The 25287-nt window shown below is 28.4% G+C and carries 21 protein-coding genes and 1 tRNA gene; 12 read left to right on the top strand and 10 right to left on the bottom strand.

All coding sequences use genetic code 11. The features are described from left to right. Window positions 1–296: 296 nt before the first annotated feature. Window positions 297–3641: a Cna B-type domain-containing protein gene (locus tag ACMX2D_RS05375; protein ID WP_414973019.1), complete on the top strand. Its 3345-nt coding sequence runs from the start codon at window positions 297–299 to the stop codon at window positions 3639–3641. Between the two features lie 410 nt (window positions 3642–4051). Here the strand turns inward: ACMX2D_RS05375 and purD are convergent, their stop codons facing one another. Next, the gene (gene purD / locus ACMX2D_RS05370) at window positions 4052–5278 is read right to left on the bottom strand and encodes a phosphoribosylamine--glycine ligase (RefSeq protein WP_414972709.1); all 1227 of its coding nucleotides are present in this window, start codon (window positions 5276–5278) and stop codon (window positions 4052–4054) included. A gap of 487 nt (window positions 5279–5765) precedes the next feature. On the opposite strand from purD, the gene ACMX2D_RS05365 reads away from it, so the two are divergent. The 4 genes from ACMX2D_RS05365 to ACMX2D_RS05350 all read left to right on the top strand — a co-directional run bounded on the left by ACMX2D_RS05365 (window position 5766) and on the right by ACMX2D_RS05350 (window position 13678). Next, window positions 5766–9161, top strand: coding sequence for an ABC transporter ATP-binding protein/permease (locus ACMX2D_RS05365; protein WP_414972710.1), 3396 nt, complete (start codon window positions 5766–5768; stop codon window positions 9159–9161). Between the two features lie 402 nt (window positions 9162–9563). Continuing rightward, the gene (locus ACMX2D_RS05360) at window positions 9564–10511 is read left to right on the top strand and encodes an NAD-dependent epimerase/dehydratase family protein (RefSeq protein ID WP_414971355.1); all 948 of its coding nucleotides are present in this window, start codon (window positions 9564–9566) and stop codon (window positions 10509–10511) included. 21 nt (window positions 10512–10532) lie between these two features. Further along, the gene (locus tag ACMX2D_RS05355; RefSeq protein ID WP_009447816.1) at window positions 10533–11717 is read left to right on the top strand and encodes a glycine C-acetyltransferase; all 1185 of its coding nucleotides are present in this window, start codon (window positions 10533–10535) and stop codon (window positions 11715–11717) included. 290 nt (window positions 11718–12007) lie between these two features. Beyond that, the gene (locus ACMX2D_RS05350) at window positions 12008–13678 is read left to right on the top strand and encodes a S1C family serine protease (protein ID WP_414972711.1); all 1671 of its coding nucleotides are present in this window, start codon (window positions 12008–12010) and stop codon (window positions 13676–13678) included. Window positions 13679–13796: 118 nt separating this feature from the next. Here ACMX2D_RS05350 and ACMX2D_RS05345 read toward each other — a convergent pair whose 3' ends face one another. Next, window positions 13797–14189, bottom strand: a complete 393-nt coding sequence (locus ACMX2D_RS05345) for a hypothetical protein (RefSeq protein ID WP_414972712.1) — start codon at window positions 14187–14189, stop codon at window positions 13797–13799. Between the two features lie 455 nt (window positions 14190–14644). On the opposite strand from ACMX2D_RS05345, the gene ACMX2D_RS05340 reads away from it, so the two are divergent. Both ACMX2D_RS05340 and ACMX2D_RS05335 read left to right on the top strand, forming a co-directional pair. Beyond that, window positions 14645–16387, top strand: a complete 1743-nt coding sequence (locus ACMX2D_RS05340) for a DEAD/DEAH box helicase (RefSeq protein WP_414972713.1) — start codon at window positions 14645–14647, stop codon at window positions 16385–16387. A 27-nt stretch (window positions 16388–16414) separates the two neighbouring features. After that, on the top strand, window positions 16415–17119 hold the full coding sequence (locus ACMX2D_RS05335) for a TrmH family RNA methyltransferase (protein WP_414972714.1): 705 nt from the start codon (window positions 16415–16417) through the stop codon (window positions 17117–17119). An 819-nt stretch (window positions 17120–17938) separates the two neighbouring features. Here ACMX2D_RS05335 and ACMX2D_RS05330 read toward each other — a convergent pair. From ACMX2D_RS05330 to pip, 8 genes are all read right to left on the bottom strand, one after another. Further along, window positions 17939–18157, bottom strand: coding sequence for a DUF1858 domain-containing protein (locus tag ACMX2D_RS05330; RefSeq protein WP_414972715.1), 219 nt, complete (start codon window positions 18155–18157; stop codon window positions 17939–17941). A 172-nt stretch (window positions 18158–18329) separates the two neighbouring features. Next, window positions 18330–18406 (bottom strand) — tRNA-Pro (locus ACMX2D_RS05325). Between the two features lie 109 nt (window positions 18407–18515). Further along, window positions 18516–19118 carry a YdcF family protein gene (locus tag ACMX2D_RS05320; protein ID WP_414971362.1) on the bottom strand — a complete coding sequence of 201 codons (603 nt, stop codon included), beginning with the start codon at window positions 19116–19118 and terminating at the stop codon, window positions 18516–18518. A gap of 10 nt (window positions 19119–19128) precedes the next feature. Then, a complete protein-coding gene (locus tag ACMX2D_RS05315; protein WP_414972717.1) occupies window positions 19129–19614 on the bottom strand; it encodes a GAF domain-containing protein in 486 nt (161 codons plus the stop codon). Window positions 19615–19722: 108 nt separating this feature from the next. Continuing rightward, window positions 19723–20094, bottom strand: a complete 372-nt coding sequence (locus tag ACMX2D_RS05310) for a DUF6483 family protein (protein WP_414972718.1) — start codon at window positions 20092–20094, stop codon at window positions 19723–19725. An 8-nt stretch (window positions 20095–20102) separates the two neighbouring features. Then, window positions 20103–20378 carry a hypothetical protein gene (locus tag ACMX2D_RS05305; protein WP_414972719.1) on the bottom strand — a complete coding sequence of 92 codons (276 nt, stop codon included), beginning with the start codon at window positions 20376–20378 and terminating at the stop codon, window positions 20103–20105. A gap of 338 nt (window positions 20379–20716) precedes the next feature. Next, window positions 20717–20998, bottom strand: coding sequence for a hypothetical protein (locus ACMX2D_RS05300; RefSeq protein ID WP_009448113.1), 282 nt, complete (start codon window positions 20996–20998; stop codon window positions 20717–20719). Between the two features lie 24 nt (window positions 20999–21022). Next, the gene (gene pip / locus ACMX2D_RS05295) at window positions 21023–21964 is read right to left on the bottom strand and encodes a prolyl aminopeptidase (RefSeq protein ID WP_414971366.1); all 942 of its coding nucleotides are present in this window, start codon (window positions 21962–21964) and stop codon (window positions 21023–21025) included. A gap of 118 nt (window positions 21965–22082) precedes the next feature. Between pip and ACMX2D_RS05290 the strand changes: the two genes are divergently transcribed. The 5 genes from ACMX2D_RS05290 to ACMX2D_RS05270 all read left to right on the top strand — a co-directional run. Beyond that, the gene (locus ACMX2D_RS05290) at window positions 22083–22322 is read left to right on the top strand and encodes a SemiSWEET transporter (RefSeq protein ID WP_009448346.1); all 240 of its coding nucleotides are present in this window, start codon (window positions 22083–22085) and stop codon (window positions 22320–22322) included. A 71-nt stretch (window positions 22323–22393) separates the two neighbouring features. Further along, window positions 22394–23281 carry a fructose bisphosphate aldolase gene (locus ACMX2D_RS05285; protein ID WP_414972720.1) on the top strand — a complete coding sequence of 296 codons (888 nt, stop codon included), beginning with the start codon at window positions 22394–22396 and terminating at the stop codon, window positions 23279–23281. A gap of 133 nt (window positions 23282–23414) precedes the next feature. Continuing rightward, complete coding sequence (locus ACMX2D_RS05280; RefSeq protein ID WP_414972721.1) at window positions 23415–23942, top strand: hypothetical protein; 528 nt, start codon at window positions 23415–23417, stop codon at window positions 23940–23942. A gap of 98 nt (window positions 23943–24040) precedes the next feature. Further along, window positions 24041–24262: an AbrB/MazE/SpoVT family DNA-binding domain-containing protein gene (locus ACMX2D_RS05275; protein WP_414972722.1), complete on the top strand. Its 222-nt coding sequence runs from the start codon at window positions 24041–24043 to the stop codon at window positions 24260–24262. Continuing rightward, on the top strand, window positions 24249–25287 hold a 1039-nt coding region (locus ACMX2D_RS05270; protein ID WP_414973017.1), incomplete at its 3' end, for an alpha/beta fold hydrolase. The genes ACMX2D_RS05275 and ACMX2D_RS05270, both read left to right, overlap by 14 nt.

Here is a 25287-nt window from a genome sequence, read left to right as displayed (position 1 = left end):
AAAACTTGATTAATTGTGTAAATTTTAACTTTGTTTTAATTTCCGGGTAGAGAAATACGAAATAATTTATTGCCGTTAAGCGGTATAAATTTAAATATATATTTAGCATATTTGATTTAAAATCGCAAAAATGTTATTATTAGTACGTATATTAAATAGTATTTCATTAAGGGTATGAAATTTATTTAAGTTTAGTTATTAGTTTAGGCTTCTAATAACAATGTATTTAAAAAGGATTGATATTTTTAAGTTAAAATATTAATCGCTACTATTATTATTCTATGAGGAGGAGCGCAATGAAAAAAAGAATTTATTGTATGCTATTAAGTGTTCTTATGGTGTTGGGCACTTTATTACCTGCTTTTAAAGTTTCAGCAGAAGATAGGGCTAAAAACATTACGCCAAATGTAAATATTACAGAGTTTAAAATTCTAAATGGGCAGGGACAAGAATTAAATAAAACATCACGTTGGAGCAGATTTAAAATTAAATTAGTATGGGATGCAAAAAAATATGGAAATGCATTGAAAAATGGTGATTATTTTGAAATCGAATTACCGGATAATTTCAGATTTATAGAAGATTCTGCAGCTGTTAATTTCCCAATTTATGGAGTAGATGGAACAACTGTTTTCGGACAAGGTAAAATTACAGTAAAAAAAACCGGTGGAGGAACAGTAAGAGTAACTTTAAATGAAAAGGTTGAAAATCTTTATAATGTTAAGGGAACTGTTTCTATGGAAGCTTCATTCAATCAAGATAAAATTACTCTTGGAGGAAAAAACAAGTTTATAATAGAATTGAATGGTAAAAAACATGAGACAGAAGTTGAAATAGGAAAACCGGGTTCAGTAGAAAATGAAATTTTAGCTAAATGGGCTAATAGAATTCATGATAAAGTTGATGAATTAAGCTGGACTGCTCGTATAAATGTAAAGAAAGATAAATTTAAGAAGGTTGTATTTGAAGATGAATTAACTGTTACTGAAGGAAGTTTTGATGGACTTCGTTATAAGAGAGGTAGTTTCGAACTTAGAAAAGTTGAAATTGATAAATTCGGAAATATTAAAAAAACTTTCTGGAAGAAAAATGTCTCAGATAAAATTAAATTTTCAAATAATTTTACAAAATTCAGATATGAATTTGGGGATATAAATGGAGAACAATATATCTTAACATATAGATCAACTTATAAGCCTAATGTTAAAGTAAAAAACATTCTAAAAATGTTTTCTCAAGGAAAAACACATATTTCACAAAGTGAATATAAGAGTGCGATTTCAAATGGAACTATTGAAGGTGATTTACTTGGTAAAATAAAGATTATTAAAGTTGACTCCGAAAATAATCAATTACTTTTAAAAGGTGCAAAATTTAAAATTACTAATAAGGCAACAAATAAAACTTTCGAATTAGTAACTAATGATAATGGAGAAGCTGTTTCTGATAAATTAGTTCAAGGAACTTACAAAATTGAAGAAATACAAGCTCCTGCAGGTTGGATAAAAAATGAAGATATAATTGAAGTTGAAGTAAAAGATGATGTAGCCGTAATAAAAACAATAACTAATAAGAGAGAAAAAACTGAAGTAAGTGTTAATAAAACTTGGATAGGAAAAAAAGCTTCAAGTGTCAAAGTTAATTTATTAGCTGACGGTACAAAGGTTGCTGAAGTTACTTTAAACGAACAAAATAATTGGAAGCACACTTTTAAAAACTTAAATAAATTTAAAGATGATGGAAAAACTGAAATTAAATATACTGTTGAAGAAGAACAAATTAACGGATATGATAAAGAAATAAAAGAAAATTCAAAGAATAATTTTACAATTATTAATAAGAGTAACGAAAAGGTAAAAATTCCTGTAGAAAAGAAATGGGAAGATAATAATAACCAAGACGGTAAGAGAGTTAAAGAAATAATTGTAAAATTATTAAAGAATGATAAGCCTACAGATAAGACTATAAAATTAAATGAGCAAAATAATTGGAAAGGCGAATTTACTGATCTTGACAAATATGATGCACAAGGAAATGAAATTAAATATACTGTTAAAGAAGAAACGGTAGTAGAGGGATATGACACTGAAATAGTTGCGGGACATGTAGATGGAGTTGCCGGATTTATAATCAAAAATAAACATAATGTTGAAAAAACTGAAATTCCTGTAGAAAAACGTTGGGTTGGACCTGCAAGTGTTGAAGAAGTAACAGTGAAATTATTTGCTAATGATAAAGATACTGGAAAAACTTTAACTTTAAAGAAGAGTGAAAATTGGAAAGGCAAATTTACAAATCTTGACAAGTATAAAGATGGTAAAAAAATAGTTTATACAATAAAAGAAGTTAAAGTTGACGGATACGATAGCAAGATAGAAGGAAGTGCAGAAAATGGCTTTGTAATCACAAATAAGAATGTAGCAAAGACAAAAATTCCTGTAGAAAAGAAATGGGAAGATAATAATAACCAAGATGGTAAGAGAGTTAAAGAAATAATTGTAAAATTAGTAAAGAATGATGTTCCTACTGATAAGACAATAAAATTAAATGAACAAAATAATTGGAAAGGCGAATTTACTGATCTTGACAAATATGATGCACAAGGAAACGAAATTAAATATACTGTTAAAGAAGAAACAGTAGTAGAAGGATATGATACTGAAATAGTTGCAGGACATGTAGATGGTGCTGCTGGATTTATAATCAAAAACAAACATAATGTTGAAAAAACTGAAATTCCTGTAGAAAAACGTTGGGTTGGACCTGCAAGTGTTGAAGAAGTAACAGTGAAATTATTTGCTAATGATAAAGATACTGGAAAAACTTTAACTTTAAAGAAGAGTGAAAATTGGAAAGGCAAATTTACAAATCTTGACAAGTATAAAGATGGTAAAAAAATAGTTTATACAATAAAAGAAGTTAAAGTTGACGGATACGATATCAAGGTAGAAGGAAGTGCAGAAAACGGCTTTGTAATCACAAATAAGAATGTAGCGAAGACAGAAGTTCCAGTAGAAAAGAAATGGTTAGGAAAAGCTGTAGATGAAATCGAAGTAAAACTTTTAGCTGATGGAAAGGAAGTACAAACAGCGAAGTTAAATGAAGCAAATTCTTGGAAACACACATTCAAAGATTTACCTGTATATGATGAAAACGGAAAAGAAATAGAATATACAGTAAAAGAAGTTAATATTGACGGATATGAAAGTAAGATAGAAGGAAATGCAAAAGATGGCTTTGTAATTACTAATAGAAATGTTCAAAAAACAGAAGTTTCAGTAGAAAAGAAATGGATAGGAAAAGTATTAAAAGAAATTGAAGTGAAACTTTTAGCAAATGGAAAAGAAATTCAAACAGCGAAGTTAAACGAAGCAAATTCTTGGAAACATACTTTCAAAGATTTACCTGTATATGATGAAAATGGAAAAGAAATAGAATATACAGTAAAAGAAGTAGAAGTTAAAGGATATGAAAGCAAGATAGAAGGAAATGCAAAAGACGGTTTTGTAATTACTAACAAAGAAAAACCGGTGCCTAGAGTTCCAAAAACATCAGTTGGAACACAAATGTTTGGATACATTGCAATGGCTGGATTAAGTCTTGGACTTTTACAAATTTCAAGAAAGAAAAGAAATAAATAGTTAACTAAAAAAGAGAGTTTGTGCTCTCTTTTTTATTTTACAATTCATTTTACAGCATAGTAATTAGATAAGAAAAGCTCCCAACACGTCATTTCGACCGAAATGACGTTTAAAGGTGAATACTTCGTTTTATGGCTAGACGTTAACAGTAAATAAAAATCAAATTATTTTTATAAATAAAATAGAAAAAAATTAATATTATTGTATTTTAACATATTATATAGAACAAAATAATTCACGTCAAAATGTTTTGCATAGAGATATTCCTAATACGTCATCTCGACTGTAGCGGAGCAAAATGGAGAGATCTCATTACTATTATTTGTTTACAAATAATAGTAAGTACTATAAAGGACTTAAAAAAAGCACACTCATTTTTATTGAGTATGCTTTTTGTTTTAATTTATTTATTAAAATTTTCCTACATCTTCTCTGTAGAAGAAAGAGTCAGTTTTTAATTTTTCTATATCTCTGTAAACTAATTCTCTTGCTTTTTCAAAATCTTCTGCCATAGCTGTTACGATTAAATTTCTTCCGCCTTTTGCATAGATTTCATTATTTTTTTCTTCAACACCCATAAAGTAAATATCACTTTCTACGGGAACGAGATTAATTTTATCTTGACATTTTTCTTTTGACGGATAACCATTTGATGCAAGAACTACACCTACGCAAACTTTATCATTCCATTTGATTTCAGGCTCTTTGTCGTCCATTACGTCAAGAATATTTTGAACAAAGTCTGATTCTAAACGTGGTAATAACACTTCTGCTTCAGGATCTCCAAGTCTTGCATTGAAGCTTAGAACTTTTATTCCGTCTTTTGTTACAACAATTTCGCCGTATAAAAATCCTTCAAAGCCATAACCGTCTTCATACATTGATTTTGCCATCGGCTTTAAGATTTTTTCTACAACTTGTTCAATTTCATTATCTGTAATTTTTGCAACAGGACTACAAGCTCCCATACCACCGGTATGTTCAGCCTCGTCGCTATCTGATGTTCTCTTATAGTCTTTAACTATTTGTAATGGATAAACTTTGTTATTTTTTACTAATGCAAAGATTGAAAATTCTTTACCTATAATATATTCTTCTACTAAAATTTTTGAATTTTCGTTTTCGTCAAATATTTCATTAACTATATCTGTTGCCATTCTATTGCTTCTTGCAATAAAAATTCCCATATTCTTTGGAATTGAGTCAATTTTTATAGTTACAGGGAATTTTTCAATTCCGGAAACGAATTTTAAGGCTTGTTCTCTATCTGTAAATACAACATATTTAGTTGTAGGAATTTTTAATTTTTCCATAAGTTGTTTAGTAAAATATCTGCTGGATTCAATTCTTGTTGCAGATTTTGTAGGTCCGAACAGTCTTAAGCCGTTTTTGTTGAATTCATCTTTTATTCCAAGTGCTAAAACATCAGCCGGTCCTACAATTGTTAAGTCGATATTTTCTTTTATTGCAAAATTTTTAATTTGTTCAATATCAAACATATCTATATCTACCTTTGTAGCACCTTCCATCTTGCAATTTCCCGGTAAAACATAAATTTTTTCAACTAATTTGCTTTTTTGACATGCTTTTAACATTGCATGTTCACGACCACCCTTACCTATAATAAGTATTTTCATAAAATCACCTCTTTTTGTATTTTTATATCTAAATTATAAAATAATTATTAGCTTAAATTCATAATATGTTCTATTTTTGATAATCTAATTAAATTTACTAAATCGTGTTTCCGATTAGATAAATTTTTTAGGGTAAACACGATGAAATAAATATAATTTAACAAAGTTCTTGGATAATTATATCGTGTTTCCGATTAGATAAATTTTTTAGGGTAAACACGATGAAATTAATATAGTTTAACGAAGTTAAACTATATTAATTATATCATATTTTCTTTTTGATAACTAAATTAAGGTAAATATGATGAAATATGTATAATTTAACAAAGTTAAATTATACATATTATATCATCAGAGCCAACTTTTTTCAACTTTAATTTTTTAAAGTAATTGGAATTGATAATTTTTCTATGTTCAATTAATTTTTTATATAAAAGGGTATATTATTCTTGTGTTAAGAATTTTATTTTAGTAAAGGAGGACGGGAATGTTACAGCTTAAGAATATCAGTAAAAGTTATAAAACAGGGGATTTAATTCAAAAAGCATTAGATAATGTATCTCTTAATTTTAGAGATAATGAATTTGTCTCTATTCTTGGTCCGAGTGGTAGTGGAAAATCTACTTTATTAAATATAATAGGTGGATTAGATAAATATGAACAAGGTGAGCTTTTAATAGATGGAATTTCAACCAAAAAGTACAAAAATGAAGATTGGGACAGCTATAGAAATCATACAATAGGTTTTGTTTTTCAAAGTTATAATTTAATTTCTCATCAGACTGTTTTAGCCAATGTGGAATTGGCTTTAACCATTTCCGGAATATCTAAAGCTGAAAGAGAAAAAAGAGCTATTGATGTGCTTGATAAGGTTGGGCTTAAAAGTCAAATGCATAAAAAGCCTAATCAGCTATCCGGTGGGCAAATGCAAAGAGTTGCCATAGCCAGAGCTCTTGTAAATAATCCCGGCATTGTACTTGCAGATGAGCCTACAGGCGCACTTGATTCAGAAACAAGTGTTCAAGTTATGGAGTTACTTAAAGAAGTTGCAAAAGATAGACTTGTAATAATGGTTACTCATAATCCAAAGTTGGCAAATGAATATTCAACTAGAATTGTTGAATTAAATGACGGACAAATTATTTCTGATTCAAATCCTTTTATTTTAGAAAATGAGAGCAATGGAGTTCATAAAAATTTTGGAAAATCTTCTATGTCATACTCTACAAGTATAGCTTTGAGTTTTAATAATTTGAAAACTAAATTTAAAAGAACTCTAATGGTTGCAATTGCAGGGTCAATCGGAATAATCGGTATAGCTTTAATTTTGGGTTTATCCAATGGTGTAAATCAGTTTATTAAGGATACCGAAGAGGAAACTATGGTTTCATATCCGATAGAGATTGACAGCAGTAGTTTTTCAATGTCTAAAATCTTTGAAAATTCAAGTAAAGAAGATGATGGAGATATAAGCGAAGTAAAAACTATTCAAAAAATGTTAAAAGCAATTAATAAAAATGATTTATCTTCTTTAAAAGGATATTTTGAAAATGACGGGAAAGCTATTTATGATTATTCAAAGGCGATAGAATATAAATACGATATTACACCTATTATTTATACTTTAAATAATGAAAAATATGTTAAAGTAAATCCAAATGAGGCTTTTAAGTCTATGGGTTTTTCATCTAATAATTTTATGTTTTCAAGAAATTCTATGAGGGCTTTTTCTAAATTACCTAAAGATGAAGAAATATATAAGGATAAATATACTTTAAAATTCGGCTCTTGGCCAAGTAATGAAAATGAAGCTATAGTAATAACTAATTCAAAGGGTTCTCTATCCGATTTTATTTTTTATTCATTAGGACTTCGTGATAATGATGAGCTTTCAAAAATGGCAAAAAAATTTGAAAAGAGAGAAGAAAATGTTATAGAAGAGGATAATATTTCTTGGAAATATGAAGATATAGTTGGTAGAGAATTTAAAGTTTTAAGTAGCTCACAGCTTTATTCTTATGACTCTAAAAATAAAGTATATATAGAAAATTCTTCAGATTTGTCATTTGTTGAAAATCTTTTAAAAAACAAGTCAATAAATTTAAAAATAGTTGGAATAGCTTCTCCAAATAGTGATGAAAATTCTTCCATTTTGCCAACAGGTATTTGGTATAGAGATGAGTTAGAAACAAATTTAAGAAAAATATCTAAAGAAAGTGAAGTTGTAAAGGCTCAAAAAGAAAACCCAAATACCAATATTTTAACAAATGCTCCTTTTGGAGAAAAAATTAAACAAAATTTAGACTTTGCAAAATTATTTTCAATAGATCAGAAAAAACTATCTGAAGTATTTAAAATAGATACTTCTAAATTAAATTTTAATGTAAATTCAATGAATAATATTGATTTTTCAAAAATTTTGAATAATATCGGAAATAATGATTTTTTAAAAAATTTAGATATTAAACTTGATTCGGATAAATTAATTCGATTAATCAGTGATATTTTAAAAGGATATTTAGAATTTTCTTCTAAAAATCCTTCAACTAATTATATTGAATTGCCAAAGTCAATAAGTGATTATATGAAGACTGATGATGCAAAAAATATTCTAAAGGAATTTTTTGGAAAGATGATTTCTAAAAATAGTGGAACTTTGATTACAAATGAAAAGATAACTGATATAATGAAATCTATTTTGTCAGGCTATCCGGAATTTGCGAAAAAGAATAATTACACTGATCCTAATAAATTTAATGAATATTTATTAGAGTATTTTAAAACTCCTGAAGCTAGAGGAAAAGTTTCAGCTGAAACTAGAAAACTATTAAATTCTTTAGGAGAAAATTTAAAACTCGATAATAAGGATATAGCAGAATTATCAAAGGCTCTGTCAAATGGATATTTGAAATATGCCAAAGAAAATAATAAGCCTGATCCATCTAAATTAAAAGAGTCTTTTAATTCTTATATTGGAACAGCAGATGCAAAAAATATGATTTCTTCAGGAGTAAAAGATTTAATTAATTCCAGTTTATCAGGAAATCAAAATTCTTCACAAAATTTTGTAGATGGTTTAATTAAAAATCTTTCATCAGCAATAGCTAATAGCATTAAAGAGGCTCTAACATCTTCTATGAAAAATTTGCCACAGGCAATATCAATAGATCCAAGTAAATTAGGCAATGCCTTTTCTATGAACTTAAATGAGGAAGAGATAAAATCACTAATTACTGCTATGACTAATAGTAATGAAAGTTCTTATGAGAACAATATGAAATTATTTAACTATGTTGAAGATAAGGATATTTCTAAAATCAGTATTTATCCTAAAGATTTTGAAGCAAAACAGTCAATAATTTCTCTACTCGATAAATACAATGAGATGAGAAAAAATAACTCAGAAGATGATAAAGTGATAACTTATACAGATTTAGTCGGAACAATACTTTCTTCTGTAACGACAATTATAAATGTAATAAGCTATGTACTAATTGCATTCGTATCCATATCTTTGATAGTTTCTTCTATTATGATTGGGGTTATAACATATATAAGTGTACTTGAAAGAAAAAAAGAGATTGGGATTTTAAGGTCAATCGGAGCTTCAAAGAAAAATATATCACAGGTCTTTAATGCAGAAACCGGAATAATCGGCTTATTCGCTGGGATTCTTGGAATTGGAATAACATATTTATTACTAATACCGATAAATATTATAATAAGAAAAGTTACCGAAATGCCGAATATAACTGCTTATCTATCAATTCCACAGGCTATAACTTTAATATTAATCAGTATGATTTTAACTTTAATTGGTGGATTTATTCCTTCAAAGAGTGCTGCAAAACAAAATCCTGTTGAAGCTTTGAGAACAGAATAGTAAATTTAGTAAAAAACTAAGGATAATCTCCTTAGTTTTTTTGTTGGATATATTTTATTGGTTTTATATTTATATAAAAATATCTTTACAATAAAATGAAGATTAAAGACGAAAAATGAGTTGATATATTATTTCAAAAGATTTTCTGTTTAAAATTTTACAGGACAACGATATTTTTAATGACAAATAGTATTAATAGACAAATAAAAGTTTTATAGCTTTAAAAAAGATATTACAAATTCTGCTTTATTATTATAATATTATTTGAATTATTTATCCGTATATGCCATATAAAAATATTAATTTTTTTAATACAGGGTGTTGTAAAGTGATTAAAATTGATGTATAATAACATTTGGATAGTAAAAACTTTACCCAATGATTTTGAAAGGAGAATGAATAATGAAAAGGATTTTAATGACAGGAGCACTTGGACAAATAGGTACTGAATTGGCTCTTTATTTGGGGGACATTTATGGAAGAGAAAATATATTAGCTACAGACTGTTCAGATGCAAACAAAGCGGCTATCGAAGATATTCGTTTTGAAACATTAGATGTTACTGATCCAAAGAGAATGTTTGAATTAGCGAAAGAATTTAAGGCTGATACAATTGTAAATTTAGCAGCAATACTTTCTGCTAGAGGAGAAAGTATGCCACAATTAACTTGGAAGGTTAATGTTGACGGGGTAGTAAATACTTTAGAAGTTGCAAGAGAATTAAATGCAAAAGTATTTGTTCCTTCATCAATAGCAGCATTTGGAGTTGGTACTCCACTTGATAATACACCACAAGTTACTATTCAAAGACCTAATACTATGTATGGAGTAACAAAGGTTTCAGGAGAACTTTTATGTGATTACTATTTTAATAAATTTGGAGTTGACGTAAGAGGAGTTCGTTATCCGGGAATTATTTCTTATAAAACACTACCTGGTGCAGGAACAACTGACTATGCAGTTCATATTTATTATGAAGCAATTAAAAACAAAGCTTACACTTCTTATATAGGTAAAGGAACTCAAATGGATATGCTTTATATGCCTGATGCACTTAAAGCAGTTGTTGATTTAATGGAAGCTGATCCTACAAAACTAAAAGACAGAAATGCTTTCAATATTACAGCTATGAGTTTAACACCGGAAATTTTAGAAGAAAGTATCAAAAAATATATGCCTGAATTTAAACTAAGCTACGATGTAGATCCAATTAGACAAGCTATAGCTGAAAGCTGGCCAAATTCATTAGATGACTCTGCAGCAAGAGAACAATGGGGTTGGAAACCAAGTTTTGATTTAGACAAAATGACAGTTGATATGTTAGAAAACTTAAGCAAAAAATTAAAATAGTTATAGATAGGAGATAGAGATATGAGTATTCATGATTTAGAATTTTTACAAGAAAAAGTTAATAAGTTAAAAGAAGATGGAGTTTATCGTACATTACCTGTATTAAACGGAAAGAATTCATCAACAATTATTCTTGACGGAAAAGAAATGGTAAATTTATCAGCAAACAACTATTTAGGACTTGCTAATAATCCTGTTTTAAAGAAAAAAGCTCAAGAAGCTATTGAAAAATATGGTGTTGGAGCAGGTGCTGTAAGAACTATCATCGGAAATATGGATTTACACGAAGAATTAGAAAAGAAATTAGCAACTTTCAAAAAATCTCCAAGAGCATTCATTTTCCAATCAGGTTATGATTGTAATATAGGAACTATCCAAGCAATTACAGAAAAAGGCGATTTAATTATCTCTGATGAATTAAACCACGCTTCAATTATCGACGGTATTAGAATGACTAAAGCTGATAAAGCAGTTTTCAAACACAGCGATATGGAAGACCTTGAAAGAGTTTTAGTTGAAGCTCAAGGAAAATATAAGACAATCTTAATTATTACTGACGGTGTTTTCTCAATGGACGGAGACCTTGCAAAATTACCTGAAATTGTAAAATTAGCTGAAAAATATAATGCATTAACTTATGTTGATGACGCTCACGGTTCAGGAGTAATGGGAAGCCACGGAAGAGGAACTGTAGATCATTTCGGATTACATGACAAAGTTGACTTTGTTATAGGAACTCTTTCAAAAGCTATCGGAGTTAAAGGTGGATATGTTGCTTGTAACGAAGTTGCTTACGAATGGTTAAACCACAGAGCAAGACCTGTACTATTCAGTACAACTTTATCTCCTGGAGATACTGCAGCTTGTATAGCTTCTGTTGAAACTTTAATTGAATCAGATGAATTACAAAAGAAACTTTGGGATAATGCTAAATACTTTAAAGAACAATTAGGAAAATTAGGATTTAATACTGGTCACTCAGAAACTCCAATTACTCCTGTAATTATCGGAGAAGAAGCTAAGACTATGGAATTTTCTAAAAAATTAAGAGAATACGGAGTATTCGGTTCAGCTATAGTATTCCCAACTGTACCAAGAGGAACAGGAAGAATTCGTTGTATGATTTCTGCAGCTCATAGTAAAGAAGAATTAGATAAAGCTGTAAAAGCATTTGAATTAGCTGGAAAAGATATGGGAATCATCTAGTATAAATAATAGTTTTTCATAATATTATCAAAATTTTTAAAGAGGAGAAAAAATCTCCTCTTTTTTTAACTTCATTTAAGTTTTTAACGATATAATGTTTACAGTTGATAGAGAATACATATATTTTATCTTAAAATTCATTGTATTACACTATCGGCAAGTAAAATTATTTTTTGAATATATTTTTAAAAAATTTTTAAAAAAAGTTTTTTCTTTAAGTTTACTTTAAGGTTGACAGATTATAATATATTCAAGATAATAAATGATATTTAAAAACGAGGTGATTTATTATGGATAATAAAAGAGATAATATTTTTGATGAAAATGAAAATAATACTGAAAATATAAAAGAAAATATAGAAGAAACTTCAGAAAAAGTAGAAGAAGTAAAAGATATAATAAATGAAGAAGTAAAAGATGATATTACTGAATCATCTGATATAGACGAAATAAATGAAATGTCTAATATGGATGAAATAAATGAAACACAAAAATTGTTCAATCAAGATGATATAGATGAAATAAATAATATAAGTGATGAAGATTATGGAGAATATATCGAAGAACAGATTGAAGAGCCTTATGATTGTTCCGTTGAACAGGAAATTTACGATGAAGAATATATGGAAGACTCAAATGAAAAAGATAAAAAATTTGAAGCTTATGTTGACGGACTTGTTCAAAAGGAATTTGAAAAAAGAAAAAAAGGAAATAGACTTAAATCTTTCTCAAAATTTGTTTTAGCTATAATCTTAGCTAGTTCAATTAGTATAGGTGGAACAAGTTATTATCTAAAGAAAAATAATAGTGAAAAATCAGCTTTAAATCAAGCTCCAACTGATCAAAATGCAAATACAACAAATGCAGATACATCAGGCGGAACAACTGTAGAAAAAGCTGTTGCACAAAAAGCTATGCAATCAGTTGTAGGGATAACAACTGTAGGGGTTTCCGAAGATATGTTCTCAACTCAAAAACAAACAAGTGGACTTGGCTCAGGGGTTATCGTAAGCAAAGAAGGTTATATTTTAACTAATAATCACGTTGTTGACCCTTCAAAGACAAAATCCGTAACAGTAATATTGAGTGACGGAACTAAAAGAGAAGCCAAAGTTCTATGGAGTGATAAAACTTTAGACTTAGCAGTTATTAAGATAGATCCTAAAGGACTTGATTTAAAACCTGTTGAATTTGGAGACAGTTCAAAAGTTTCAATAGGGGATAAAGCTATAGCAATAGGTAATCCGCTTGGTATAAATTTAAAATCAACTTTAACTTCCGGATATATTTCAGGAAAAGATAGAGTTATAACACTACAAGACGGCTCAACTATGGAAGGTTTATTCCAAACAGATGCGGCAATAAATCCTGGAAATAGTGGTGGTGGATTATTTAATGATAAAGGACAACTTATCGGAATAAATACAGCAAAAGCCGGAAATAGTGACGGAATCGGATTTTCAATTCCTTCAAATTTGGCAAAACCGATTTTGGAACAAATAATTAAAAACGGTAAGTTTGAAAGTGTATCACTTGGTATAAGAGGTATAGATGTATCAAGATATAATGTTCTAGGACAAGAAAAATTACCTGTTGACTCAGGTGTATATGTTCATGAAGTCCTATCCGGTTCTCCGGCAGAATCTGCAGGATTAAAACCAAAAGACATTATAACAAAAGTTGGAGATACAAAGGTTACATCAAACTCAACTTTAAAAGCTGCCTTATTGAACTATAAGATTGGCGATAAAGTTAAAATTGAAGTTTACAGAGATGGAAAGACAACTACAATAGAAGTTAAATTCTCACAATTTGACTTAAATAAAGTTGAGAATAAGACAAAACAAAATCAAAATCAAAACAGTTTTAATCCAAATCGTAATCGTAACAATGACAATTACAATGGAAATGAAGAAGATTTTGATGGAAATGATGATAACAACAGTAACAACAACAATTAATTAGCATATTAGTAGAGATTTTTTTATAAATCCTCCGTAAAAATAAATAAATAAATGCGAAAAAAGTTATGAAAATAATTCATAACTTTTTTTGTTGTAAGTTTTATTTATTTAATTATTATTTGTAAATGCTATCTTTTGATAATTTAAATTCATAATTGTCATCTTCATCAATAATTGTTTCATCATCTACAAATGAAAGTTTGTATTCCAATTTATCTGCTGTTAAATATTTTTTATCGCCTTTTTTTACGATTTTAGGATTTTTAAATGTCGCTGCATTTTCTTTTTTCATTTTATCTTTTGCTTTATTAATATCTTCAGGAGTTGAATTCGGATTTATTTTACTCGGTTCTCCTGAGTATATCACAACTTTTTCGGTAATAATAATATCTCCGCCGTTTTTACCAACAAATTTTCTTCCGTAATAATTTTTAATTTCATTACTTCCCGTACAAGAAGTTAAAAGTAAAATCATAAAACATAATAATACTTTACTAATTTTTTTCATATCTTACCTCCCACTAAAAATAAAACAATACTAATCAACTACTAAATTTAAAAAGACTTAATAAATCTCCGTTTTTATACCTACTATAGTTAATGTAAAACATACTACCCTCCCAAAAAATTTTACATCATTAAGGTGAACCGATTTCTTACTACTATAATATCACAAAAAAAAACAAAGTCAATGTATTATACATTTATATATAAATTAATTTTTTAACAATTAACTTATTATCGAGATTTATCCACAATTTTTGTGGATAAGTCTAATAAATTGTAGATATTACTTGAAAATAGATATCTTTTTATGGTATAATATACACTTGAGCAATCAAGGAGTAATTATACTCCTAAATTTTTTGCTCGTAATATGTCGTGATGTTTAATGTGTAGTTTGTTTTTGTCTTTTTCTTTCGGAACTAACGTTAAGGTTCACGAAAAAAGAAAGGAAAAAATATGATAGAAAATTTTAATGATTTTAATTTGTCGAAGGAAGTTTTAAAAGCCGTTGTTGAAATGGGTTTTGAAGAACCTTCTCCAATTCAAAAACAAGCTATTCCAACTATGTTAAATGATGAAGACATTATCGGTCAAGCACAAACGGGAACAGGAAAGACAGCATCTTTCGGTATTCCGATAGTAGAAAAAGTAAATAAAAACAATAAAACAACTCAAGCAATGGTACTTTGCCCAACAAGAGAATTGTCAATTCAAGTTGCAGAAGAAATTTCAAAACTTGCAAAGTATAAGGGAGTTACTGTTGTTCCAATTTATGGGGGACAACCAATAGAAAGACAAATTCGTTCTTTAAAAATGGGAGTACAAGTTGTTGTAGGAACTCCTGGACGTGTTATTGACCATATTAAGAGAAAAACTCTAAAAACAGAAAATATTAGAACTTTTGTATTAGATGAAGCAGACGAAATGTTTGATATGGGATTTAGAGAAGATATTGAAAAAATTATAGGCTTTTTGCCTTATGAAAGACAAACAACTTTCTTCTCTGCTACAATGGATCAAGAAATTATGGACTTTGCAGCAAGATATCAAAGTGAGCCGAGACTTATAAAAGTTGTACCAAAGGAATTAACAGTTCCAAAGGTAACTCAATACTATTTTGCACTTAAACATAATATGAAACTTGAAATCTTATCCCGTATTTTAGATGTTCAAAATCCAAAGCTTACTGTAGTTTTTTGTAATACTAAAAAAATGGTTGATGACTTAACTGCAGGACTTCAATCCCGTGGATATTTTGCGGACGGACTTCATGGGGATTTAAAACAAATCCAAAGAGATGGGGTAATGAATAAATTTAGAAATTCTACAATTGATATTCTAGTTGCGACAGATGTTGCAGCCCGTGGTATAGACGTTGATGATGTAGATTTAGTTATAAACTACGATATGCCTCAAGATGTGGAATACTATGTTCACAGGATTGGAAGAACTGCAAGAGCAGGTAGAGAGGGGACTGCAATAAGTTTTGTTTCTCCAAGAGAAATGAATACTTTATCTCAAATTCAAAAATACACAAAAACTAAAATAGAAAAAAGAGATATGCCAACGCTTAAAGACTTGATTAAAAGACATGAAGAAAGATTTATGGAAGACATCAAGGAAGAAATTAATAAAAATGAACATACAAAAGAGTTAAATCTAATAAATATTCTAATGAGTGAAGACTATTCACCGATTGATATTGCAGCTTGTCTTTTAAAACATTATAATGAAAATAATAAGCTTAACAATCACGAAGAGCTTATGGATGTTGATATTAAGAAAAACAACAAGAAAAAAGGAAATGATAAGACTTCCATTTCAAACAAGGGTGGAAAGTCAAATGTTACTGAAAAGAATTCCGGAAGAATTTATATCAACATAGGTTCAAGAAAGGGAGTTTCTCAAAGACATATTGTTTCTGCGCTTTGTAATGATGCGAATATAAGTTCAAGAGATATTGGAGATATTGAAATTTTTGAAAAGTTCAGCTTTGTAAATATTCATAAAAATGCACTTAAAGATGCAGTAAACAACTTAAACAATGCACATATTAAGGGCTTTAAGGTATTAGTTGAACTTGCAAATAAAAAAGAAGACTCTTCTAAATTTTCTGCTAAACCGAAAGATAAGAAAAATAAGAAAGATAAAAAAGACAAAAAAGGCGAAAAGTCCAAACGTGATAAAAAGAGAAGATAATTTTTCAAGAAAATTAAGGTAAATTATATGGAATTTTGTAAATATAAAAAAGATTTGAATTTTTCATACACAATGGGAGCTTTCCCGACAATTGAGCTTTTACAGTCAAAAAATTACAAGACAATAGCTGTTTTGGTACATTCAAAATATGACGATAAAGCAGGACTTGAAAAAATTTGTGATGAAAAAGGAATTAATTTAATTTATAATGATAAAATTGTAAATAAACTTCAAAGCAAAGAAAATACATTTGTTATTGGAGTTTTTGAAAAAAACTTTGTAAAGATAAAAAAAGACAATCACATACTATTATGTGAGCCGAGAGATAAGGGAAATTTAGGTACAATTTTACGAACTGCATTGGGCTTTGGCTTTAAAAATATTGCAATAATTGACGGTTGTGATGTTTTTGACCCTAAGACTGTTAGAGCTTCAATGGGAGCAATTTTTAAAATGAATGTAGAAATCTTTAAAACTTTTGAAGAATACAAAAAAACTTTTGAAGAAAATAATATCTACTCTTTCATTTTAAATAAGGATTCAGTTTCACTAAAAAATGTAGAAATTAAAAAGCCTTTTACATTGATGTTTGGAAATGAATCACATGGACTTGAAAACTTTGACTTAAAAGGAACAACTCCCGTATTCATAGAACAGAGTGAAGACATAGACAGCTTCAATTTACCAATTGCAAGCTCAATAGCAATGTATAAATTTACGGAAAAAGGATAAAAAATAAAGTAAAAAGCAGGTGAAATCCCTGCTTTTTTGTTACATTTCTATAAAATAAACTATGGAAATTTCATATTTTTGATTTAGCAAAACTAAATATATAGAATATACATCAATAATATGAGTATAAAACAAAATTTTTTACGTCATAATCTTTGAAAAAATTTCCTCTAACACGTCATCTCGACCGGAGTGAAACGGAGCGGAGAGATCTCATACTTTTGCTTTAGCAAAAGTAAATGTATCGAAGATACATACAATGTAAAAGATTTATTAATCAAAAGTCTTTTGGATAATTTCGTTGTAATTATATATAGCTGTTTTATTTTTATATAAGTCCTTTACAGGACTTACTATTATTTGTAAACAAATAATAGTTGAGATTTCTCCACTTCACTTCACTACGTTCCGTTTCGGTCGAAATGACGCGTTGGGGGTTTTTCTTTGCTGGGTGCTATGACGTGAAATATTTCGTTTCATATATGATGTTTAAATACTATATTATGAGATTTTAATTCTTTTCTATTATACTTACAGAGATAATTTAAAGTTTATTTACTGTTCACGTCTAGCTACTAATCAAAGATATCTCCCCAACACGTCATCTCGACCAGAGTCAATCTAGCCCTAACTTTGTTTACTTGTAAACAAAAGTAGGTCTGACGGGGTCGTTGTATCTTTTGATACAATGACTCTGGAGATCTCATACTTTTGCTTTAGCAAAAGTAAATGTATCGAAGATACATCAAAGACACATATTGTTTTACTAAAGTAAAAAAGCAGGGAAGTCCCTGCTTTTTTGTCTTAGTATGGATGCGTTTAAGCATTAATAAAGTTTTCTAACTTTTCTTTTAATTCGTCGTATTCAAATCCACCTTTAATAGCAATCATTTCAAGAGTTGCAATATCTTTCATCATTGCAAAAAGTTCTTCATTGTCAAGATTTGAATATTCTGGACTTAAAGTCTTTAAGAAGTTTTTAACTTCTGGATATTTTTCAACTAATTCACCAATTTTTGTACTTTTTTCTAATTTCATAGTATTTCTCCTTTTCTCTAATCAATTTAATTACTCTTTATACGATTTATTATTTATGTTAATAATATTATAGCCTAATTTATATTGAAAATCTGTTGCATTTGAAACAAAAGAAAAAATTTTTAAAATTTTTTACATAAAAAAAATTCCTATGAGTAAAACTCATAGGAATTGGTCGGGGTGAGAAGATTCGAACTCCCGGCCCCATGGTCCCAAACCACGTGCGCTACCAAACTGCGCTACACCCCGATACGATTACCTATATATTATATAACTTTTATTCATTTTTGTCAACACTTTTTTAAAAATTTTTTAATTCTTTTAGGATTTATCGTTATTATAATATGTTAAATCGTAATTATTTATTTTTTTGATGTAGGTTTTTTATGTCCTGTTCTGTTGGTTTATCATACAGAAAAGTTTTTACAACTGCAAAAGTTTCTCTTACATATGACGAAATAGTTGCACCTGCCGGAGTTTTTGCAGGAACAGTTCTTGCTAAAACTCCAAATCTGTAAAGTATAAATTTTGCTCTAAATAGATGATAGCTTGATGAGATTACCATAATTTCTGACGGTTTTTTATCAAGTTTTTCGAGTGCAAATTTTATGTTTTCAAAAGTATTTTTACTTTCTGTTTCGGCGATAAGTCTTTCTTTTGGTATTCCTTTTTCAATAAGATATCTTTGCATATATTCGGCTTGGGAGTATTCATTATTTTTTTCTTTTCCACCGCATAAAACAGCTTTTGCAGTTTTGTGTTTATTTAAATATTCAATTGTTGTATCAAGTCTGTTGATTAAAGTTTTTGAAAGTTTTCCGTTGTTTGCCTTTGCTCCAAGGACTAATACATATTCTTCATAAGTATTTATTTCATTTTTTTGAGAATGATAAATTAAAGCTTGAATGAAGATAATCAAACACAAACCTATGAAGAATAAAAATTTAAAAAGTTTTTTCATATTAACCTCCTTATATATGAGTTTCCAGTTGTTTAACAAACGCCTCCAGATAAGTTTGCTCTTCTTTTGAAAATCTATTGAAAATAGGGGAATCTATATCCAAAACTCCAAAAAGTTTTTCATTTTTAAAAATTGGAATAACAATCTCTGAATTACTTTTTCCATCACAGGCGATATGACCTTCAAAATTGTGGACATTTTCAATATTTAAAGTTTTTTTAAGGCTTGAACTTGTTCCGCAAACTCCTTTTCCGTTTTGTATTCTTACACAGGCAGGAAGTCCTTGAAAGGGTCCGAGAACCAGAGTATCTGTTTTTTCATCTAATATATAAAAACCGACCCAATTAATTTTTTCTAAAAAGAAATTTAATAGGGCGGATGCATTTGCTAAATTAGCTATTGTGTTTTCTTCATTACTACATAATTCATACAAATCTTTTATTAAATAGGAGTATTGTTCTCCTAAATTACCTTCGTATTTAATCGGATTAAACATAAAAGCCTCCTTTGTAATTTATATAATTATATTAACATAAAAATCTATTAATTTCCAGTTTGATACTCAATTTAATACAAAAAGCTGACCATTCAAGTCAGCTTTTAGTTAAATCAAGTCTGATAAATTATTCATATTAAATTCGTTTAACAAGTCTTTTAATCCTGTTTTTATTTCATCTCTTTCAAAATTATGTTCATTTAAGAATTTAGAATCTTTTTCGTTGAGATATGAGTAAAAAAGGAGACCCATTAACAAGCTGTCTTGAGTTTTGAATTTCAATATATCAAATAAAGCATCTTCAGCTTCATTTATATTTCCATTGTCTATTTTTAATTTTAAGTCTTTTAAAATTTCAGTGCTTGCTTCTAATTTTAATAGTTTTTCAGGTGAAGAACTTTTGTCGATTTTAAAGACAAATTCTAAAATCATACTTATCCATTCTTCAATTTTTCTCATTATATAATCATTTTTTAACATTTTATCTCCTAGTCTATGACTTCAAGATATGATACAAAAAAGTATAAAGTTGAAATGATTAAACTTAGATTTAAAAATAACCATAATCCTACTTTTTTTGAATATCTTGAAAAATAAGCACCCACTGCTCCGATTAATTGTGGGAAAAAGAATCCCAAATAAAAAAGATAATTTGGAAGGTGAATTCCCTGTCCTGTTTTAAAGGATTTCACATATAGTAGCAAAATTAATTCTATTATTGTACCGAGTAAAAACAAAATTGTTGATGGATTTTCTTTTTTCATATCAAACCTCCTAAACTTAATATAAAAAACATTATAGGTTTAATATTAAATGTAATTAAGAAAAGAATTACACTTATTATAGAATAAATTTTACTTAAATTTCTTGTAAAATACATTGAGAGCCCAAGCAAAATAAAAGTTGTTATATATAATATATAAAAATATATCGAACTCAAATTATCTACCCAATTTGTAAAATGAATTACAATAAATGATAATACTATGATACAAAATGAAATCAAAGATAGAGTAAAAACTATTTTTGGTAAATTAGTTTTTTTGTTTCCATATTGACCTCCTTTATTTATATTTAATTCGTTTAATAATTATTGTATCTCCTAACCAACTGCTTCAACAAAGGCTACATAAAAGTAGGTAGCAGAAAGCATCAAACCTATGTTTAAAAACAACCACAATATTTGTATTTTTGCATATCTTGAATATAAAGCTCCAATTGCACCCATTACTTGTGGAAAAAGTACTCCAAAATATTTAAGATAATTTGAAAGGTGAATTCCTTGTCCTGTTTTAAAGGATTTTACATATAGCAACAAAATTATTTCTACTATAGTACCAAATAAATATATTATCATAGATAAATTTTCTTTTTTTGCTTTCATAGCTACTCCTTTATTAAGAAAAATCTAAAAAAGTTTTTTAAATTCCTCTTGTGCTAAAATAAGCTCGTGAGTCATTGCAGGATCGAAAGAAGTATGACCGGAAATTGGAAAAATCAATTTTGAATTATTTAGTTTTTCGTGCAATAAATAAGCCCCAACAGGTCTGCAATCTACATCATATCTGCCATGAACAATTATTGTAGGAATATCTTTTATTTTTTCAACATTATTTAAAATATAATTTTCTTCAAAGAAACAATGATTTACAAAGTAATGGCATTCCATAATTGCCATTGAAATATCTTCATCAGTGATTTCTTCTGAAATAACTCTCGGTTCAAGAGCAACAACTGAATTTTCAAATGCACTAAAAGATTTTCCGTATTTTTTCTTTGTTTCATAGTCATCTGAAGTTAAGTATTTGTAATAACTTTGAACATAATCTTTTCTTTCTTCTTCATTAAAAGGAGATTTAAAGATTTCAAAAGCTTCAGGGAAAAACATTCCTGCTCCGCCTTGATACAACCACTTAATATCTTCATCTCTTCCCAAGAAAATTCCTCTAAGAATTAAGCCTACAACACTTTGTGGATAATTTTCTGCATAGTATAAGGATAGAGTAGTTCCCCAAGAACCGCCATAAACAAGCCATTTATCTATCTTTAAATGTTCTCTTATCTTTTCCATATCCTCTGCAAGATTTTGTGTATTATTGTCTTTTAATTCCAAAAATGGTTTACTCTTACCGCAACCTCTTTGGTCTATTGTTACTATTCTATAAAAAGATGGATCTAAAAATCTTTTAGATTTTTCTCCACAACCACAACCTGGACCACCGTGAACGAATACAACTGGAGCTCCATTTGGATTTCCTGATTGTTCGTAATAAATTTCGTGAATATCATCAACCTTTAGATATCCAAAGTCAAATGATTCAAATTCGGGAAAAAGTGTTTTAAATTCCATATTTACCTCCTAATTTATATGTTATTTAGTCTATACTATAATAAATAAAATCTTTTGTCAAGTTGTATTTTTTAGTCGAAATATGGTAAAATCATTAAATGAAATATTAGGAGGTTATATGATAGGAATAGTAGCGGCTTGTCTTACAACTTTTGCATTTGCACCGCAAGTTATAAAGATAATAAAAGATAAAAATACACAATCTCTTTCTTTGATTATGTGTATTATGCAAACAACAGGAATTTTCCTTTGGCTAGTTCATGGATTAAAGATAAAAGATTTTGCTCTTATTTTTGCTAACAGCATTTCTTTTGTTTTAGTTTTAATAATACTTGTTCATAAAATTAAATATAAATAGATTTATATAGAAAAATATGTTAAAATATAGCTAGAGTAAAATTTACTTAATAATTTTTAAGGAGCGAAGATATGGATTTACAAAAATTTAACAGAATCAAAAACGATGAAGGTTTTATAGCGGCTTTGGATCAAAGTGGTGGAAGTACACCGAAAGCACTTAGATTATATGGTGTAAATGAAGATGCTTATTCAAATGAAGCTGAAATGTTCGATTTAATTCACGAAATGCGTACAAGAATTGTTACTTCAAAGGCTTTTACTAAAGAACGTATATTAGGAGCAATTTTGTTTGAAATGACAATGGAAAGAAAAGTTAACGGTAAATTCACTCCGGATTATTTATGGAATGAAAAAGGCATTGTTTCATTTTTAAAGGTTGACAAAGGTCTAGCTGAAGAAAAAAATGGTGTTCAACTTATGAAAGAAATTCCAAACTTAGCTGAAACTGTAAAAAAAGGCGTTGAATATGGAGTTTTCGGAACAAAAATGCGTTCTGTAATTAAAAAAGCAAATGAAGAAGCTATCAAAGAAGTTGTAGCACAACAATTTGACTTTGCAAAACAAATTATCGCAGGTGGACTTGTTCCAATTGTTGAACCAGAAGTTGATATAAATTCAGCAGAAAAGGAAAAATGCGAAGAAATTTTAAAAAGGGAAATATTAAAAGAACTTGATAAATTAGAAGAAGGACAAGAAGTAATGTTAAAACTTACATTACCAACTGTTGCTGATTTCTATAAAGAGTTAGTTGACCATAAGAAAGTTGTTAGAGTTGTTGCTCTTTCAGGTGGTTACTCAAGAGAAGAATCAAATGAACTTCTTGCTAAAAACCACGGAGTTATAGCAAGTTTCTCAAGAGCTTTAACAGAAGGACTTAATGTAAATCAAACTGGGGAAGAATTCGACAAAATGCTGGACAGCTCAATTCAAAGTATATTTGAAGCATCAAGAAAATAATTTTTTAAAACAAAGGACTGTGAATCTAAATTCATAGTCTTTTTTTGGAATTAATTGAAATATTAGATTATATAATGTAAAATATAAATTAGTAAGGGTTTTGAATTTTATATTATAAAGGAGAGAATTTAAAATGAGAAAAATAAATTTTAGATATAACAAAAACACTCCAACTTTGCTACATATTATGGTTATTATAGGAATAGTGATAGGAATTCTTCTTTGTTATGAGTTTCTTATTTATTTAGGATTTGCAAGTACAAATGAGCCACAATATTTTAAAGACCATCCTAAGCATGCAGTATATTTGATTTTTGGATTAATTCCGATTTCTATGTTAGTACCTTTTTGGATTGTCTTTAAATTTTGGAGTAGAGAAGATGAAGATGCAGAGCTTGAACTATATGACGATTATGCAATTTTAAAGATGAAAAATGAAAAAATTAAAATTCAAAAGGGAGAATTGGAGATTAAATTTCCACAACCACAGGCAATTTTATATACTACATATATACTAAAATTACCTGACCAGAAAATTGTCTTTGTAGGCTCTTTAAAAGAAAAGAAAAAATCAAAGCTATCTTTAAACATTGCAATAAAAGAGCTATCTGCTTATAAAAAGAGAAAATATTTAAAGAAGATAAATTTATTTAAACAGTAGAAATTAAAAAGCTACTGTTTTTTTATTGTGATTTGCTTTTTTAATTTCAATGTAGTATAATAAGTATGAATAAACATACTTATTATACGGAGGTAGATATGAAAAGTAAAAAAGATGAAAAACTTCACGCTTGGACTGCGAAGGTAGGAACTAAAGGACAGATTGTTATTCCAAAAGAGGCAAGAAAAATTTTCTCCATAGAAACTGGAGATAATTTGTTAATTCTTGGAGATGAAAGAAGAGGGTTAGCCATTATGAATGGAGATGTGGCAACAAAAGTTTTGATGAATATTCAAGGTGATTTAAGTGAAGAAGATTAAAATATTGAAATTTATAGTGATATTACTTTTAGTTATAGTTGTTTCTGTTGTAATATATGCAATTTATAATCTAAATTATGACTATTCTGGTGAAAAGTTCAGAAAGAATAAGGCTTCAAGTTTAGGATTGGAAGAAAAACAATTTAATTTAAAAAATGGTAATGTAATAAATTATGTTGAAGGTCCAAATAATGGTCCGGCTATTCTATTATTACATGGACAAATGGTAGATTTGAAAGATTATCGTACTGTATTTCCTGAATTAGTAAAAAAGTATCATGTATTTGCACTTGATTATTATGGACATGGAAAGTCAAGTAAAAATCCTGATTTATACAATATTGAAAGCATAGGTTCCGATATTGCATCATTTATTCAAGAAAAAATTGGAGAAAAAACAATTATTTCAGGACATTCATCAGGTGCACTTATTACTGTTTATATAGGTGCTAAATTCTCGAAAAATGTAAAAGCGATTATTTTAGAAGACGGACCATTTTTTGCAACAGAAAAAGGACGTGCCGAAAATACATTTTCTTATAAAACTTTTGAAAATATTCACAATTATTTAACTGAAAAACCTAATACTACTTATTTTGAACATTATCTAAAGAATGATCCGATGCGAAAACTGTTTAATGAGGGTGGAAAAGATAATTGGGATAAAATTGTGGCTAAACCTGCAATGAAAAGATTTCAAAAGGATAAAACTAAGATACCGGTTGTTTGGTATTATCCACCAAAGTTAGGAGTAAATACTTTACTTCAATTAACAGCTAATTTACAAGATAAAACAGGTGATTATGACTTAAGATTCGGAGATGCATTCTATGATTTCAGTTTCTTTAAGGGAATAAAACAAGAGGAATTGTTAAAAGAAATTAAGGTTCCAACTTGTATATTACATGTAAAGGCACCGAAAAACACAGCTCCTTCTTATTATAATAAAGATGGACTTCTGATTTCTGCAATGGATGAAAAAGATGCAAAGCGTGTTAAAGAATTAATTAAAGGTAGTACTTTAA

Origin of the sequence: Parvimonas oralis, assembly GCF_047608425.1 — a bacterium.
Classification (GTDB): domain Bacteria; phylum Bacillota; class Clostridia; order Tissierellales; family Peptoniphilaceae; genus Parvimonas.
The sequence above is the reverse complement of the archived record's forward strand: the minus strand, read 5'-3'. Positions and strand labels throughout refer to the sequence as shown.

What these genes read in the sequence shown, in the direction of transcription:
- ACMX2D_RS05375 (WP_414973019.1), top strand. Translation starts at nt 297, where the DNA reads ATGAAAAAAAGAATTTATTGTATGCTATTAAGTGTTCTTATGGTGTTG.
- purD (WP_414972709.1), bottom strand. Translation starts at nt 5,278, where the DNA reads ATGAAAATACTTATTATAGGTAAGGGTGGTCGTGAACATGCAATGTTA.
- ACMX2D_RS05365 (WP_414972710.1), top strand. Translation starts at nt 5,766, where the DNA reads ATGTTACAGCTTAAGAATATCAGTAAAAGTTATAAAACAGGGGATTTA.
- ACMX2D_RS05360 (WP_414971355.1), top strand. Translation starts at nt 9,564, where the DNA reads ATGAAAAGGATTTTAATGACAGGAGCACTTGGACAAATAGGTACTGAA.
- ACMX2D_RS05355 (WP_009447816.1), top strand. Translation starts at nt 10,533, where the DNA reads ATGAGTATTCATGATTTAGAATTTTTACAAGAAAAAGTTAATAAGTTA.
- ACMX2D_RS05350 (WP_414972711.1), top strand. Translation starts at nt 12,008, where the DNA reads ATGGATAATAAAAGAGATAATATTTTTGATGAAAATGAAAATAATACT.
- ACMX2D_RS05345 (WP_414972712.1), bottom strand. Translation starts at nt 14,189, where the DNA reads ATGAAAAAAATTAGTAAAGTATTATTATGTTTTATGATTTTACTTTTA.
- ACMX2D_RS05340 (WP_414972713.1), top strand. Translation starts at nt 14,645, where the DNA reads ATGATAGAAAATTTTAATGATTTTAATTTGTCGAAGGAAGTTTTAAAA.
- ACMX2D_RS05335 (WP_414972714.1), top strand. Translation starts at nt 16,415, where the DNA reads ATGGAATTTTGTAAATATAAAAAAGATTTGAATTTTTCATACACAATG.
- ACMX2D_RS05330 (WP_414972715.1), bottom strand. Translation starts at nt 18,157, where the DNA reads ATGAAATTAGAAAAAAGTACAAAAATTGGTGAATTAGTTGAAAAATAT.
- ACMX2D_RS05320 (WP_414971362.1), bottom strand. Translation starts at nt 19,118, where the DNA reads ATGAAAAAACTTTTTAAATTTTTATTCTTCATAGGTTTGTGTTTGATT.
- ACMX2D_RS05315 (WP_414972717.1), bottom strand. Translation starts at nt 19,614, where the DNA reads ATGTTTAATCCGATTAAATACGAAGGTAATTTAGGAGAACAATACTCC.
- ACMX2D_RS05310 (WP_414972718.1), bottom strand. Translation starts at nt 20,094, where the DNA reads ATGTTAAAAAATGATTATATAATGAGAAAAATTGAAGAATGGATAAGT.
- ACMX2D_RS05305 (WP_414972719.1), bottom strand. Translation starts at nt 20,378, where the DNA reads ATGAAAAAAGAAAATCCATCAACAATTTTGTTTTTACTCGGTACAATA.
- ACMX2D_RS05300 (WP_009448113.1), bottom strand. Translation starts at nt 20,998, where the DNA reads ATGAAAGCAAAAAAAGAAAATTTATCTATGATAATATATTTATTTGGT.
- pip (WP_414971366.1), bottom strand. Translation starts at nt 21,964, where the DNA reads ATGGAATTTAAAACACTTTTTCCCGAATTTGAATCATTTGACTTTGGA.
- ACMX2D_RS05290 (WP_009448346.1), top strand. Translation starts at nt 22,083, where the DNA reads ATGATAGGAATAGTAGCGGCTTGTCTTACAACTTTTGCATTTGCACCG.
- ACMX2D_RS05285 (WP_414972720.1), top strand. Translation starts at nt 22,394, where the DNA reads ATGGATTTACAAAAATTTAACAGAATCAAAAACGATGAAGGTTTTATA.
- ACMX2D_RS05280 (WP_414972721.1), top strand. Translation starts at nt 23,415, where the DNA reads ATGAGAAAAATAAATTTTAGATATAACAAAAACACTCCAACTTTGCTA.
- ACMX2D_RS05275 (WP_414972722.1), top strand. Translation starts at nt 24,041, where the DNA reads ATGAAAAGTAAAAAAGATGAAAAACTTCACGCTTGGACTGCGAAGGTA.